Origin of the sequence: Pusillimonas sp. ANT_WB101, from assembly GCF_008369125.1 — a bacterium.
GTDB lineage: Bacteria > Pseudomonadota > Gammaproteobacteria > Burkholderiales > Burkholderiaceae_B > Allopusillimonas.
Window position 1 is genome coordinate 1,568,432 of the sequence record NZ_VOAY01000001.1, and the last position, 13,309, is coordinate 1,581,740.

A 13,309-nucleotide genomic window follows, 5' to 3' on the forward strand; every position below is an offset into this window, starting at 1 on the left:
ATTTTCTGCCAGCTTACTAAAAGCTGACCAACTCACATTGTATTATTAAGCCTCCTCCCTGAATTTGCCGGCCCAGCTCACCCCCGATGTTGCTAGTACTCATTCTCGCCCTCCCGTTTGCAGGCAGCATTGTTGCTGCCCTGCTGCCTACTAACGCACAAAAGCTCGAAGCGTGGTTGGCCGGCGCAGTATCGGTTGTGTGCGCGCTACTGGTATTAAGTTATTTTCCGGATGTGGGCGACGGCCAAATGGTCAAAGCCACCGTGCCCTGGATACCCAGCCTCGGTGTTAACTTTGCGCTGCGCATGGACGGCTTTGCCTGGCTGTTTTCCATGATTATCACGGTCATGGGCGCGCTCATCGTGCTTTATGCCCGGTACTATCTTTCGCCGGCCGACCCTGTACCGCGATTTTTCTCATTCTTTCAGGCTTTTATGGGCTCGATGCTGGGGGTAGTGCTATCAGGCAACCTTATTCAGCTCGTCATTTTCTGGGAGCTCACCAGTCTCTCGTCGTTCATGCTCATCGGCTACTGGTACCACCGGCTCGATGCCCGCCGCGGCGCGCGCATGTCGCTCACTATTACCGGTGCAGGTGGTCTTTGCCTGCTGGCTGGCATGCTCATGCTGGGCCACATCGTAGGCAGTTACGACCTTGATACCGTGCTTGCCTCGGGCGACTTGATCCGCACTCACCCGTGGTATTTCACGATACTCATTCTGGTGGCCCTGGGCGCGCTCACCAAGAGTGCACAGTTTCCTTTCCATGTGTGGCTACCCAATGCCATGGCCGCTCCTACGCCAGTCTCGGCCTATCTGCACTCGGCCACCATGGTCAAGGCAGGTGTTTTCCTGCTCGCCAGGTTCTGGCCTGTGCTGGCGGGCACTGACGAGTGGATGTGGATCATAGGCGGTGCCGGCCTGTTGTCGCTAACGCTGGGTGCCTACGCGGCCACGTTTCAAACAGACATGAAAGGTGTGCTGGCCTATTCCACCATCAGTCACCTTGGGCTGATCACGCTGCTGCTGGGCATGAACAGCGCGGTTGCACTGGTGGCAGCTGTGTTCCACATGATTAACCACGCCACGTTCAAGGCGTCGTTGTTTATGGCGGCAGGCATCGTAGACCATGAAACGGGCACACGAGACCTTACCCGCCTGTCGGGGCTGTATCGAAGTATGCCCATTACCGCAACGCTTGCCATCGTGGCCGCTGCCTCGATGGCTGGCGTGCCGCTATTGAACGGGTTTATCTCCAAAGAAATGTTTTTCGCGGAAACCGTTGTGATGGGCGACAACTGGTTTAGTCACGTGGGGCTTCCTGCAGTTGCCGTCATTGCTGGTGCTTTCAGCGTGGCCTACTCGGTGCGATTTATCGCCCAAGTATTTTTCGGGCCGGCTCCGCGCGATCTCCCGCGTTCTCCGCACGAGCCACCCAAGCGCATGCTGATACCCAGCGCAATTCTGGTATTAACTTGCCTGGTCGTGGGAATATTTCCGCGTTACACGGTGGGGCCTTTCTTGCACAATGCCGTCATCAGTATTACCGGCAAGGCCACACCCTCCTACGATTTACGCATCTGGCATGGTTTCAACCTGCCATTGGCCATGAGTTTCGTTGCGCTGTTCGGGGGCATATTGCTGTTATGGCTGCTGCGTCACCGTCACCGCAAGCACCCTGGCGCAACGCCACTTATCTACAAGCTTGATGGCCGCCGAAGCTTCGAGCTACTGCTCGAAGGCATAGACCTTGCTGCCTCGTTTCTGCTCGACTGGACCCGCTCAGCGCGTCAACAGCCGCAAATTCTCATTATCGTGGCACTCACGTTTAGTGTTGCCATGCTGCCACTGTTGCCCGGCGGCTGGCTGCAACCCGAGGTTTATACACCCATCAACCCCTTTTTCCTGTTGATGTGGCTGGCTGGCGGTGCCTGCGCCATTGGCGCGGCGCGCAAGGCCAAATACCATCGCGGCATTTCGCTACTGCTTTCGGGTGGGGCTGGCCTGGTAACTGCGCTGACGTTCGCCTGGCTTTCAGCCCCAGACCTTGCTCTTACACAGTTGGCCGTTGAGGTGGTCACGCTTGTATTGCTGCTGCTTGGCCTGCGCTGGCTGCCGCCCCGTATCTACGGTGATGACGAGCCGCCGCCCTTGCAAAGCAAACTGCGGGCGTTCGTACGGCGTTTCCGCGATTTAATCATCGCTGTTATCGGCGGCACAGGCATGGCTGCACTCGCCTATGCTTTGCTCACCAGCCCTCATCCTTCGGGTATTTCATCGTTTTTTGTGGAGCAATCGCAGGCATTGGGCGGCGGTTCAAACGTGGTCAACGTTATTCTCGTCGACTTCCGCGCCTTTGATACGTTTGGCGAAATCACCGTGTTGGGCATTGTCGCACTAACGGTATACGCGCTGCTCAGGCGCTTCCGTCCGCCTCCCGAAAGCATGTCGCTGCCGCGCGCGCGCCGGCTCGAGCCTCGCAACGACAGGCTACTGGGTGAGTTTTCCGATCCAGACCCGCAGGCATCCGTACCAAACGGGGTTATGCGAGTGCCTGCCGTGCTGGTGCGTCTGCTGCTGCCCATGGCGGTACTTATTTCTCTGTATTTTCTGATACGCGGCCATAATCTGCCTGGAGGCGGCTTTGTCGGCGGCTTGATCATGGCCACAGCCATTATTCTGCAGTACATGGTTGGCGGCATTATCTGGGTCGAATCCCGGCCACGTATACATCCACGCTATTGGATCGCCATTGGTCTGCTGGCTGCGGGCATCACCGCTACCGCCGTGCTCTGGGCAAACAAGCCTTTTCTTTCAGCCATTACCCGTGACATAACACTCCCGCTGATCGGCCACGTACACCTCTCTAGTGTCTTGTTATTTGATATAGGCGTGTACATGCTGGTTGTGGGTGCCACGGTACTTATGCTGGTTGCCCTGGCTCACCAGTCACTCAGAATTCATCGCAAACCGGCGGCTAGCGCCATCCAACAAAGTGAGGGCCCCTGATGGAAGCCGTTCTTGCGCTGGCCATAGGCGTGCTTTCAGGCTCGGGGATCTGGCTATTGTTACGCCCCCGCACGTTTCAAGTGATTATGGGGCTGTCACTGGTGTCTTATGCCGTCAACCTGTTTATTTTTGCCATGGGGCGCATCACGCTTGATGCGCCGCCAGTTATTAATGGCAATTGGGGCGCAGACGCCAACCTCTATGCCGACCCCGTGCCGCAGGCACTGGTTTTAACCGCCATTGTCATTGGCTTTGCCACGACCGCATTGTTTCTGGTAGTGCTGTTGGCATCGCGCGGGCTTTCAGGCAATGACCACGTTGACGGAAGGGAGAACCGATCATCATGACCGGCTGGATGCAGCATCTCCCCATTATGCCCGTTGTCGTGCCGCTTATCGTCGGTGCGGTTATGCTTTTGTTCGACGAGAAGCACCGCCGGCTTAAACTGGCTCTAGGCGCTGGTTCGATCGCCGCCCAGCTTTTTGTCGGCATCATGCTGCTTGGCATGGCGTCGGGCTACATCTCCAGCGACTGGGATAACGGTGTCGGGGTCTATTTGCTCGGTGACTGGCCCGCTCCGTTTGGCATCGTGGCTGTGGTCGACCGGCTGTCAGCCATCATGCTGGTGCTTACTGCGGTGCTGGGTGCTGCCGCGTGGGTTTATTCCACTGCCCGCTGGGATCGCTCGGGGGTGCACTTCCACCCTCTATTTCAGTTTCAGCTCATGGGCCTGAATGGGGCCTTTCTCACCGGCGACCTCTTTAACCTGTTCGTATTCTTTGAAGTGCTGCTCGCTGCCTCGTATGGCCTCATGCTGCACGGCTCAGGCAAGGCACGAGTAGCCGCAGGCATGCATTACATCGTCGTCAATCTGGTGGCGTCATTTTTGCTTCTGATTTCGATTGCGCTCATTTACGGTATTACCGGCACCCTCAACATGGCTGAGCTTGCCATTCGTGCCGGCCTGCTCGAAGGTGGCCAGCGCCAGTTGTTTGAAACAGGCGCTGCCATTCTAGGTATAGCGCTACTTATCAAGGCGGCTGCCTGGCCGCTCAACTTCTGGCTGCCTGCCGCCTATGCCAATGCCAGCCCACCGGTCGGGGGCATTTTCGCCATCATGACCAAAGTGGGCATTTATGCACTGGTGCGTATAGGCTCTCTACTTCTGCCCACCGGCGCGCCTGCCGCATTTGGTGGCGAGTGGATGTTCCCGCTTGGCATGGCCACGATGGCGTTCGGCGCCATTGGCTTGCTGGCTGCACCGCAAATAGAACGGCAAGCGGGCTATTGCGTCATCATGTCCTCAGGCACATTGCTGGCCGCACTGGGCATGCCAGGCGTTACGCTTACCGGCCCGGCGCTGTTCTATCTGATTGTCTCGGTACTCACTATGGGTGCTTTCTTCATGTTGCTTGAAATGATAGAGCGCACGCAAACTTTCGGTGCTGACCTGCTCGCAGTCAGCCAGGAAGCCTTCGAGCTTGAAGACCCCGAGTCGCCTGATCAATCAGATGACGTTGTGGGGGTGGCCATTCCGGCAGCCATGGCCTTTTTGGGTATGGCGTTTATCGCCTGCGGCCTGCTGATCGCGGGTCTACCGCCACTGGCCGGCTTCGTCGCGAAATTTTCGCTGGTGTCTGCGGCGCTGCAAACCTCTTCTACCGACACGCCTTCCGTTGCCGCGTGGTCGCTTGTTGCTGGTATGCTGATATCGGGGCTGGTAGCCATTATCGCCTTCAGCCGCACGGGCATCCGCCTGTTCTGGAGCCCCGACGATACCAATACCCCAAGATTGCGCATCAGCGAGGCAGGGCCGGTAGGCGTGCTTGTGTTGTCTTGCGTTGCCCTGGCAATCTGGGCTGGGCCTGTTCTCAACTATTTGCAAGAAACTGCCGCCTATCTCGACCAGCCAGCGTCATACATCGATGCCGTCGTCAGCCAGAACCCCGTGCGCGACGTCACAAATGGAGGCAAACCATGATCCGCTTTTTGAATGCGCTGGTACTGCCTTTTTTGTTATTGGTGCTCTGGATACTGCTTAATGACAGTGTTGCGCCTGCCGACATCGCCATAGGAGCCCTACTTGCTCTGGCGTTGTCATGGGCGCTGCACGCGTCCCGACTGCGGCCGCTCCACGCACGCCCTCGACATCCACTGGTCATACTCAAGCTTGCCATGGCTGTTGCCGCTGATATTGCCAAATCTAATGTGGCTGTGGCCCGCATCATTATTTTGGGCCCACGTGCCAACGCGTCACCGGGCTTTATCGATATACCACTGCGTATCAAAGACCCACACGCACTTGCTGCCCTGGCCTGCATCGTCACTTACACGCCCGGCACCGTATGGGCCGATTACTCAGAAGAACACAATCTGTTAACGCTGCACGTACTGGACTTGCAAGAAGAAGCGTTGTGGCTGAACATTATTCAGCAATGCTACGAACGCCCACTACTGGAGATATTCGAGTGAACAGCATCGTTTATTGGGCCGCACTTTTCGCACTTGGCTGCTATACCGCAGGCATGGCAATAGCCGCCATTCGCCTGCTGCGCGGCCCCGCCTCACCCGATCGCGTATTGGCTCTTGATACCATGTATATCAACGGCATGCTTATCTTACTGGTGTTGGGGCTGCACCTAAACTCTTCCCTGTATTTTGATATTGCTCTACTGATCAGCCTGTTTAGCTTTGTAGGCACGGTGGCCATGGCTAAGTTCTTGCTGCGCGGTGAGGTCATTGAGCCATGATAGAAACATTGGTGTCCATCGTGGTAGCGTTGTTGCTGGTAATTAGCGGCTTGCTCACGTTAATTGGGTGCGCTGGCCTGCTCAGGCTGCCCACTTTTTTCTCGCGCGTGCATGCCCCAACCCTGGGTAACACCTTGGGCGTATTTGCCATTCTTCTGGCCACCATTTTGTATGTATTTGCATCTGATGGCAGGTTAATCGTGCATCCTATATTGATCACCGTGTTTCTGGTGATCACCTCACCCGTTACGTCTATTTTGCTGGTGCGCGCCGCCATTGTGCGCAAGCCACACGAAGTGGCGGCGCAAAAACAGGCCAAGGTTAATGTACATTCGACGGACACGGCTGCCAGCCATGACCATCAGCCCTCAAGCGATGCCGCTGACCAACCCGACACGATCAGGGCTAATCCGGCGATCAACGACGCACCCAGCACCAAAACTCAATAATTACATTTGCGGGTTGGAGACTCTCAGGCACGTGGTGCAGGTAACCGCCTGATTGCTTGGCTTGGCTTGGCTTGCTTGGCTTACCTTGCTTGGCTTACCTTGCTTGGCTTGGCTTACCTTGCTTGGCTTACCTTGCTTGGCTTACCTTGCTTGGCTTACCTTGCTTGGCTTACCTTGCTTGGCTCAGCTTGCTTGGTTCCTTGCTTGGTTCCTTGCTTGGTTATTTGGTCGATTGGTTGCTTCATTACTTGGCAGTTTGGTAACTTGGATTGCTTGGTTTGCCTCACTTACCTCACTTGCCTGGTTTGCTTCGCCCTGCTTGCCTCGCCTCGCCCCGCCTGCCTTGGGCTCACTTTTGGGGGCAGGCACGAAATGTGCTGACACAATCTGCGATGAGCCCTTTCCGTCGACTAGACAAGGAGTAAAAAAAACATGAAGCAACCTCACCCAACCTGCTCGAGCTACACCACATTAGTGCGCGCCGCGCTTATTGCCGCATGCGCCGCAGGTTATGCGCTATCTGGCAGCGCCTTGGCCGCGACCGATAGCGAAATCCAGGCTCAGTACCAAAATGACGTGGCGCGCTGCAATGCCGGTCAGACCAACCAGGACAAAGCCACTTGCCTCCAAGAGGCCGGAGCGGCTCGTGAAGAGGCCCGACGCCACCGCCTTACCGACGGCAATACCTCGTTCAAGCAAAACCAGCTTGACCGCTGCAAGGAACTGCCTGCGGATAAACAAGCAGACTGCGTCAAACTTATGACCAATCCGAACTCAACGGTAGCTGGCAGTGTGGACTCAGGCGGAGTGTTACGTGAAGAAACCTTTACGGTACCGGCCACACCCTCAACACAGGGGCCCACCAACGTTGAGGGCACGGTCGGTTCCACCGGGGCATCGAGTGTTTCAGGATCTTCGGGTGTTTCAACCCAGGGCAACATGTCGGGAAGCACTGTGCCGACGCCCGTCCCAGGCACCGGGATGAAGCAATAGCAGACAATCGATTTCGGCAGGCGTTGATAGTTGGTTGAACTGAGACGCCCACGCCCGTCTCTGACACTGGGATGGCGCAACAGTAGGCAACCGATTTCAGCAGGCGTTGATGGTTGAGCCGAGCCTCCACGCCTTGTTTCCTGATTCGATTGACACCACCGATTGCGGCAACCTCAAATTTGCTCGCTCTCGGTGGTTGCTTCGTCTCGCTAGCCACTGTCGGCCTCTGCACATTAGACCGGCGCATCAACGTCGGTCGAGCGCAGCCCTTTTTCGGTGAAACAATATCGAAAGAGTGAAACCTTTTTCCGGTGCAGTCGCTCTCTACCTCAACCGATACTTGCCACGGTGTGCCGGCAGCATTCGTGTAACCCGATGCGCCCCCTGCCATATTGTTATACGCCTCAAATGCCCTGGCCGGAACTGTGTCCTCAGACACCAGGCTCCTGAGAAAGCAAAACTCGCCACGTTGAGTCATTTAGATATTGGCAGTTATAGCTATATTTTTGTCATTTATGACAACAGACAAATAGCTAAACTGAAGATGTCCTCTGGTAACCCTGTCTTTTTAACGGCCGTTGAAGATAGCTATGCTATTCAGACAATTGAATACGCCATCTCATTGATTATTATGATCATATTTGGCCGACACAGCGTGTAGGGTAACGATCAAACGTTGTATGAGCAAACGCTGCAATGCCTCACGCCTCAATTGATCTAACCAGTATCAAATAGAATGGAGCCTTTGACGGCAAGCAGTATTACCATGATTGGATATAGCTGCAGATGCATAGGTTTCGCAAGTGCGAAAGCCAGCCCTGACTGCTGCGAATATGGCACAAAAGTGCGCTTACGCAGGCTCCACCCTGATGCAATAAGTATTATTGCGAATCGTTCGCATTAATGATACTATCCGGAACTTGCCAATAGCGGATTGTGCTTCCTGCTTACGGTCGTACAACCCATTTTTTACCGCTGGACCAATGTCGTTTCCTCGAGTTCAAGCAAATTCTCGCCACACCCTAACTAAAATTGTTGGGGCGTCGGCCGCTATAGGGCTGCATCTTGCCGTCTTGGCTGCCATTATTGCTTCCCCACCCAAAAGCCAGATTGAGCTTCCTGAATCAGTCGAAATCCGATTCGTTGAAATCTCTGACGATATCGTTGATGCCGCACCCTCTGAAGAGGAGGCAGAGGCCGATATCCCCGCTCCTGAGCAGTGGGAAGAGGTTATGCCCGAGCCCATCATCGAGCCCGAGCCTGTGATCGAGCCACAGCCTGAACCCGAGCCAGAACCCATCATCGAACCAGAGCCCACGCCTGAGCCTGTTATTGAGCCAGAGCCCGAACCTGAGCCCGTGGTCGAAAAGCCGGAACCCGAGGCCATAACGCCTCCACCTCCACCCAAGCCTAAGCCAGAGCCAAAGCCCAAGCCCAAGCCTAAACCACAGCCCAAGCCTAAACCCGTCGAAAAGCCGGTGTTCAAAGAGGCACCTGCGGCAGCACCATCAGGCAACGCCGCCACGCCTGCTGTGCCCAAGGCGCCGTCCAGGCCTGTTGATCCTAACCGACCACGCGTCATCGGCAGGGTTGACTACATGGGCAAACGCCCCATGCCCGAGTACCCGCGCATGTCTCAGCGCAGGGGTGAGCAAGGGCGTGTGCTGATCCGGGTGCTTATTGCGGCAGATGGTTCGGTGCTCAAAGCGAGTGTGCAGCGGTCCTCCGGTCACGACCGGCTCGATCAGTCTGCGTTGAAGGCCGCTCGTAGTGCCCGATTCAAGCCATATACAGAAAACGGCATCGCCTACCAGGCTCTCGCCGACATACCTTTTGATTTTGTTCTATAGGACCGACGAATGTTCGATTTACTCAATAGCGCATTGCACGTGCTCGCACAAGTAAGCGACACAGTGGCACAGGGCGCTGACGCCGTCATGCAGGGAGCCGATGCGGTAACGCAAGGGGCAGGCACTGTCGCACAGGATGCTGGCACTGCCTTGCAGTCGGGTGCCGCAGCAGCCCCGACCACAGCCGGCCCGTTGGCTGCAGAAGCAGCCCCAGACGGTATGCTTCACTTTATTTCGCAAAGCGACATGGTGGGCAAGTCACTGTTTGGCATTCTTGTATTCATGTCGCTGATCAGCTGGTATCTTATTTTCGTCAAGTCGTTTACCAACATGCGCGTGCATCGCCGTTCCAACAAGTTCTTGCGAGAATTCTGGGCTGCCAGCTCGCTCGACGAGGTCGAAAACGAGATCGCCACACATGGTGCCACCGAGCCTTTCGCCCATCTGGCCAGTCATGCCATTCATGCACAGAAGCATCACGCTAAATATGGAGCACTTAAGCTTGAAGAGAAAGGCTCAACCGGGGCTTTTGTCACGCGCACCATACGCAAAGTCATTGACGAAGAAACAGCCAAGTTCGAAAATGGCCTCACCGTGCTCGCCTCCGTCGGATCCACCGCCCCTTTTGTGGGGTTGTTCGGCACGGTGTGGGGGGTGTATCACGCCCTGGTCGGTATTGGCCTGTCAGTTGACGGCGTCACTATTAATCGTATTGCGGGCCCGGTCGGCGAGGCGCTGATCATGACGGGGCTTGGCCTCGCGGTGGCGATTCCGGCTGTGCTCGCCTACAACGGTTTTGTTCGCAGCAACCGAGTCTATCTGGCCAAGCTTGATGCATTTGCCCATGACTTGTTCACCTTTTTGTCTACCGGCCAACAGGCCTTCGAATGGAATGGCAAGGGTCGCCGCATGGCAGTTGCCACCAGCAAAGGAAACTAAATGGCATTCGGCAGTTTCAACAGCAAGGCGGGCAGTAGCACCGTCAATGAAATCAACATGGTGCCGCTTATTGACGTCATGCTGGTTCTTCTGGTTATCTTTATTATCACGGCCCCCTTGCTCAGTCATTCGATCAAGATCAACGTGCCGCAAGCCACCGCCCAGCCTGTCGAGCAAGATCCCATTACTATTGACCTCGCTGTCGATGCCGATGGTCTTATGTTCTGGAACGAACAGCCTGTGGCACCTGCTGATCTCAAACAACGCTTTGCCGCTGAAGCAGCCCATGACCCGCAGCCCGAGTTGCGTATTCGCGCTGATCTCAACACACGCTACGAGGTGCTTGCCCAGGTTATGAGCAGCGCCAAGGCAGCAGGGCTCAAACGACTGGGGTTCATAACTCGCCCCGGTACTGACGCCGCAGCACCGGCCAACGGAAAGGCTGAGCAACCAGCAGGTGCCGCCAAACCATAGGTCCATAGGTCCCAACACCGTAGTTTGCTATGTATTCAACTGCCCGTCAGGTTTGTAACTGACGGGCAGTTGGCTTTTAAGGGAGCGCCTTTCAGGCATCTTCAGGATAGAATCACGGTATGCGACTACTAGTAATTGAAGACGACGCCACATTGGGTCACGCCCTGCAAGAATTCCTTATCGAACAAGGCTACGCCGTTGACTGGCTTGCCGATGGCGATCAGGTGCAAAGTGCCGTTGCCGGCCAAAGCTATGACTTATTGCTGCTTGACCTTAACCTCCCGGGTACAGGTGGCCTTGATATCCTCCGCAGGCTTCGGGCCAGCAACGAACAGGTGCCTGTGCTTATTCTTACCGCTCGCGATGGTGTTGAAGATCGTGTCGCGGGGCTTGACGCGGGGGCTGACGACTACGTTACCAAACCGTTCGAGTTGGCCGAGCTGGCCGCCCGGGTTCGTGCCTTCGGACGCCGCCGTGCCGGGCAGGCTCAACCCACCATTGAGGCAGGGGCCCTAAGCTTTGACTCGGTCGGGCGTGAAGTACGTGTACATGGCGAGCGTCTGCCGCTTTCTGTACGCGAGCTGTCCGTACTAGAAATGCTTATGGCACGTGCAGGCCGGGTAGTTACCAAGCGGCAAATCGTTAACTCGCTATCTGCCTGGGACGCCGATTTCAGCGAAAACGCGGTTGAGGTCTATATTTACCGGCTGCGCAAGCGTCTTGAAGGCTCGGGCGCAACCATACAAACTGTACGCGGTTTTGGTTATCTTCTTGAAGCGGGCAGTGCAGACTAAAACCCCCAGTCCCAAACGCCGCGAAGGCCTGCTGCCCAAGGGTTCGCTTGCGCGCCATCTGGTTTGGCGTTTGCTTCCAGCCGTTTTTGTCCTGGTAAGCATAGACCTACTAGCAACCTGGCTCATTACACGCAAAATGAGCCTTCAAGAATGGCTTTTGCGTGATATTTTCTGGACCATGGTCATCAGCCAGGTTGTGCTGGTATCGGTATTCGCTTGGGTGCTGATCAAAGGTGTGCGTTCTGGGCTGGCCTCCATGAACAGGTTGTCCAGTGAGATCAGCCAACGCTCTATCGAAGATCTACAGCCCCTCGATGTGACCGGTCTGCCGGCAGAAGTGGCTCCGCTGGTCACTCATCTTAATGACTTGCTGTTGCGGCTTGATGATTCCATGCAGGCGCAAAAACGTTTTATCGGCCACGCGGCACATCAATTGCGTACACCGCTTACAGGGCTCAAGCTTGAATCTGAGCTTATGCTCACGCGTACCTTGCCTGACGATGTGCGTGACAGAGCAGAACGCATCAAGTCCGTAACAGATCGCATGATACGTCTGGGTCAGCAATTGCTGGTACTGGCACGTGTAGACTCTTCAACCCGGCCACAAGACAGCTTTAAACGCATGGATCTGGCTGAATGGGTACGCGAAACAGCGGCAGAATGGATCCCTTCTGTGCGCAGCACGTCTTTGGAGATACAGCTGGCGGCACCCCGCGAGCCCGTTTGGGTAGATATAGACCCCTTGCTGCTTGAAGAGCTACTGGGCAATCTTATCGATAATGCTGTGCGTTACGCAAAGGATGCCACGGTAATCAACCTGCGCGTCACGGCCAACCCGCCCACGCTGGCGGTCGAAGATAATGGCCAAGGCATAGCCCCCGAAGACAGCGCACATGTGTTTGAAGCGTTTTACCGATCAGCGCGGCCCGCCAACGATGGCTCAGGTTTGGGGCTGGCCATTGTGCGCGAAATCGCCCGCGCTCACGGTGCCTGGTGGGGGCTATCTACCAGGCCCGCGTTTGACGGCACGCGTATAACGGTAATTTTTCCGGGGCCGCGTATAGGCGCCAAGCTAACCCGCCAAGAATAAGTACAAGGCTGATCCGTTCACGTATCGTAACCAGGGTTGCGACGTTCAAGCCGACTCAACATCCCAGACCAAACGAGTGAAGCTTTATGGGCGCGGTCAGCGGCAGATTCAGTGTGTGCTCGGGCCTGAACCTCGTCTGGAATAAAGTTGAGCTCCGCACCTTGTGCCCTCACCTGTACAGTACATGCTGCTTCTAGCCTATGCATGTTCAAGAAAGCGAGCGGTATGCTCGACCCGACAGTGAGCAAACCATGGTTGCGCAAAATAAAGTAATTCTTGTCACCAAGATCGCGGACAAGCCTCGACTGCTCATCTGGATCAAGCGCAAAACCCTCAAAGTCATGATAGGCCAAGCTCGTATGAGCCACGTACGAGAATTGTGAAAGGGGAAGCAAACCCTTTTTTTGCGCAGAGACGGCTACGCCGTTGAGCGAGTGGGTATGCAACACGCATTTGGCGTCGTTGCGCGCTGCATGAATACAGCTGTGAATGATAAACCCAGCAGGGTTGATCTCATGTGGAGAATCACATACTTTACGACCCTGTAGATCAACTTTCACTAAGCTGGAGGCCGTAATATCCTCAAAGCCCATCCCGTAAGGGTTGATCAGAAAATGGTTCTCACCAGGCACCTTGGCGGTGACGTGCGTAAAGATGAGGTCATCCCAACCAAATAGGGCGACCAAGCGATACAGAGCTGCCAAGTCTCGACGAACCTTCCACTCAGCATCGTTAATGGATCTTCGTACGTCATCCGCAGTTTCCAAAAGTTCTTGCATTCTCTACTCCTTAATCGAGCCAGCGTCACGCCGCTCATAAAAAACCAAGCCCATCGGTCACCGTAGGATAACGGAAAACACAGTAGCTGCAGTAGGCAATGGAAGAGCCTTTGCTTTCATTGAAACAATAAGGCGCACCAAGCCATAAACTTGGCGCGCCATTAAGTTGTCAGGCGAGCTTCG

General features: G+C 55.6%; 13 protein-coding genes. 12 read left to right on the top strand and 1 reads right to left on the bottom strand.

Going from position 1 to position 13,309, the window contains the following annotated elements:
* Positions 1-86 precede the first annotated feature (86 nt).
* The 12 genes from FQ179_RS07055 (at position 87) to FQ179_RS07110 (ending at position 12,347) form a co-directional block, all read left to right on the top strand.
* Entirely contained in the window at positions 87-3,008 is a 2,922-nt protein-coding gene (locus FQ179_RS07055; RefSeq protein ID WP_149396497.1) for a monovalent cation/H+ antiporter subunit A, read from the top strand.
* Positions 3,008-3,355: a Na+/H+ antiporter subunit C gene (locus FQ179_RS07060; RefSeq protein ID WP_149396498.1), complete on the top strand. Its 348-nt coding sequence runs from the start codon at positions 3,008-3,010 to the stop codon at positions 3,353-3,355. The genes FQ179_RS07055 and FQ179_RS07060 overlap by 1 nt, the downstream gene beginning before the upstream one ends.
* Positions 3,352-4,989 carry a monovalent cation/H+ antiporter subunit D gene (locus tag FQ179_RS07065; RefSeq protein ID WP_149396499.1) on the top strand — a complete coding sequence of 546 codons (1,638 nt, stop codon included), beginning with the start codon at positions 3,352-3,354 and terminating at the stop codon, positions 4,987-4,989. The genes FQ179_RS07060 and FQ179_RS07065 overlap by 4 nt, the downstream gene beginning before the upstream one ends.
* Positions 4,986-5,480: a Na+/H+ antiporter subunit E gene (locus tag FQ179_RS07070; protein ID WP_149396500.1), complete on the top strand. Its 495-nt coding sequence runs from the start codon at positions 4,986-4,988 to the stop codon at positions 5,478-5,480. The genes FQ179_RS07065 and FQ179_RS07070 overlap by 4 nt, the downstream gene beginning before the upstream one ends.
* Entirely contained in the window at positions 5,477-5,758 is a 282-nt protein-coding gene (locus FQ179_RS07075) for a K+/H+ antiporter subunit F (protein WP_149396501.1), read from the top strand. Before FQ179_RS07070 ends, FQ179_RS07075 begins: the two co-directional genes overlap by 4 nt.
* The gene (gene mnhG / locus FQ179_RS07080) at positions 5,755-6,207 is read left to right on the top strand and encodes a monovalent cation/H(+) antiporter subunit G (RefSeq protein ID WP_149396502.1); all 453 of its coding nucleotides are present in this window, start codon (positions 5,755-5,757) and stop codon (positions 6,205-6,207) included. Before FQ179_RS07075 ends, mnhG begins: the two co-directional genes overlap by 4 nt.
* 432 nt (positions 6,208-6,639) lie before the next feature.
* Positions 6,640-7,200 (top strand): hypothetical protein, encoded by a 561-nt coding sequence (locus FQ179_RS07085; RefSeq protein WP_149396503.1) that lies wholly within the window; start codon positions 6,640-6,642, stop codon positions 7,198-7,200.
* A 983-nt stretch (positions 7,201-8,183) separates the two neighbouring features.
* The gene (locus tag FQ179_RS07090; RefSeq protein WP_149396504.1) at positions 8,184-9,050 is read left to right on the top strand and encodes an energy transducer TonB; all 867 of its coding nucleotides are present in this window, start codon (positions 8,184-8,186) and stop codon (positions 9,048-9,050) included.
* A 9-nt stretch (positions 9,051-9,059) separates the two neighbouring features.
* The gene (locus FQ179_RS07095) at positions 9,060-9,989 is read left to right on the top strand and encodes a MotA/TolQ/ExbB proton channel family protein (protein WP_149396505.1); all 930 of its coding nucleotides are present in this window, start codon (positions 9,060-9,062) and stop codon (positions 9,987-9,989) included.
* Positions 9,990-10,463 carry a biopolymer transporter ExbD gene (locus FQ179_RS07100; protein ID WP_149396506.1) on the top strand — a complete coding sequence of 158 codons (474 nt, stop codon included), beginning with the start codon at positions 9,990-9,992 and terminating at the stop codon, positions 10,461-10,463. It abuts the gene before it with no gap.
* 119 nt (positions 10,464-10,582) lie between these two features.
* A complete protein-coding gene (locus tag FQ179_RS07105; RefSeq protein WP_149396507.1) occupies positions 10,583-11,257 on the top strand; it encodes a response regulator transcription factor in 675 nt (224 codons plus the stop codon).
* The gene (locus FQ179_RS07110; protein ID WP_255474867.1) at positions 11,247-12,347 is read left to right on the top strand and encodes a HAMP domain-containing sensor histidine kinase; all 1,101 of its coding nucleotides are present in this window, start codon (positions 11,247-11,249) and stop codon (positions 12,345-12,347) included. Before FQ179_RS07105 ends, FQ179_RS07110 begins: the two co-directional genes overlap by 11 nt.
* A 17-nt stretch (positions 12,348-12,364) precedes the next feature.
* On the opposite strand, the gene FQ179_RS07115 is transcribed toward FQ179_RS07110, so the two are convergent.
* Positions 12,365-13,126: a class II aldolase/adducin family protein gene (locus tag FQ179_RS07115; RefSeq protein ID WP_149396508.1), complete on the bottom strand. Its 762-nt coding sequence runs from the start codon at positions 13,124-13,126 to the stop codon at positions 12,365-12,367.
* Between the last annotated feature and the right edge of the window lie 183 nt (positions 13,127-13,309).

Bases quoted from the DNA above. Each gene is read 5' to 3' on its own strand.
- mnhG (WP_149396502.1), top strand. From the start codon at position 5,755: ATGATAGAAACATTGGTGTCCATCGTGGTAGCGTTGTTGCTGGTAATT.
- FQ179_RS07085 (WP_149396503.1), top strand. From the start codon at position 6,640: ATGAAGCAACCTCACCCAACCTGCTCGAGCTACACCACATTAGTGCGC.
- FQ179_RS07100 (WP_149396506.1), top strand. From the start codon at position 9,990: ATGGCATTCGGCAGTTTCAACAGCAAGGCGGGCAGTAGCACCGTCAAT.
- FQ179_RS07070 (WP_149396500.1), top strand. From the start codon at position 4,986: ATGATCCGCTTTTTGAATGCGCTGGTACTGCCTTTTTTGTTATTGGTG.
- FQ179_RS07115 (WP_149396508.1), bottom strand. From the start codon at position 13,126: ATGCAAGAACTTTTGGAAACTGCGGATGACGTACGAAGATCCATTAAC.
- FQ179_RS07095 (WP_149396505.1), top strand. From the start codon at position 9,060: ATGTTCGATTTACTCAATAGCGCATTGCACGTGCTCGCACAAGTAAGC.
- FQ179_RS07065 (WP_149396499.1), top strand. From the start codon at position 3,352: ATGACCGGCTGGATGCAGCATCTCCCCATTATGCCCGTTGTCGTGCCG.
- FQ179_RS07090 (WP_149396504.1), top strand. From the start codon at position 8,184: ATGTCGTTTCCTCGAGTTCAAGCAAATTCTCGCCACACCCTAACTAAA.
- FQ179_RS07105 (WP_149396507.1), top strand. From the start codon at position 10,583: ATGCGACTACTAGTAATTGAAGACGACGCCACATTGGGTCACGCCCTG.
- FQ179_RS07060 (WP_149396498.1), top strand. From the start codon at position 3,008: ATGGAAGCCGTTCTTGCGCTGGCCATAGGCGTGCTTTCAGGCTCGGGG.
- FQ179_RS07055 (WP_149396497.1), top strand. From the start codon at position 87: ATGTTGCTAGTACTCATTCTCGCCCTCCCGTTTGCAGGCAGCATTGTT.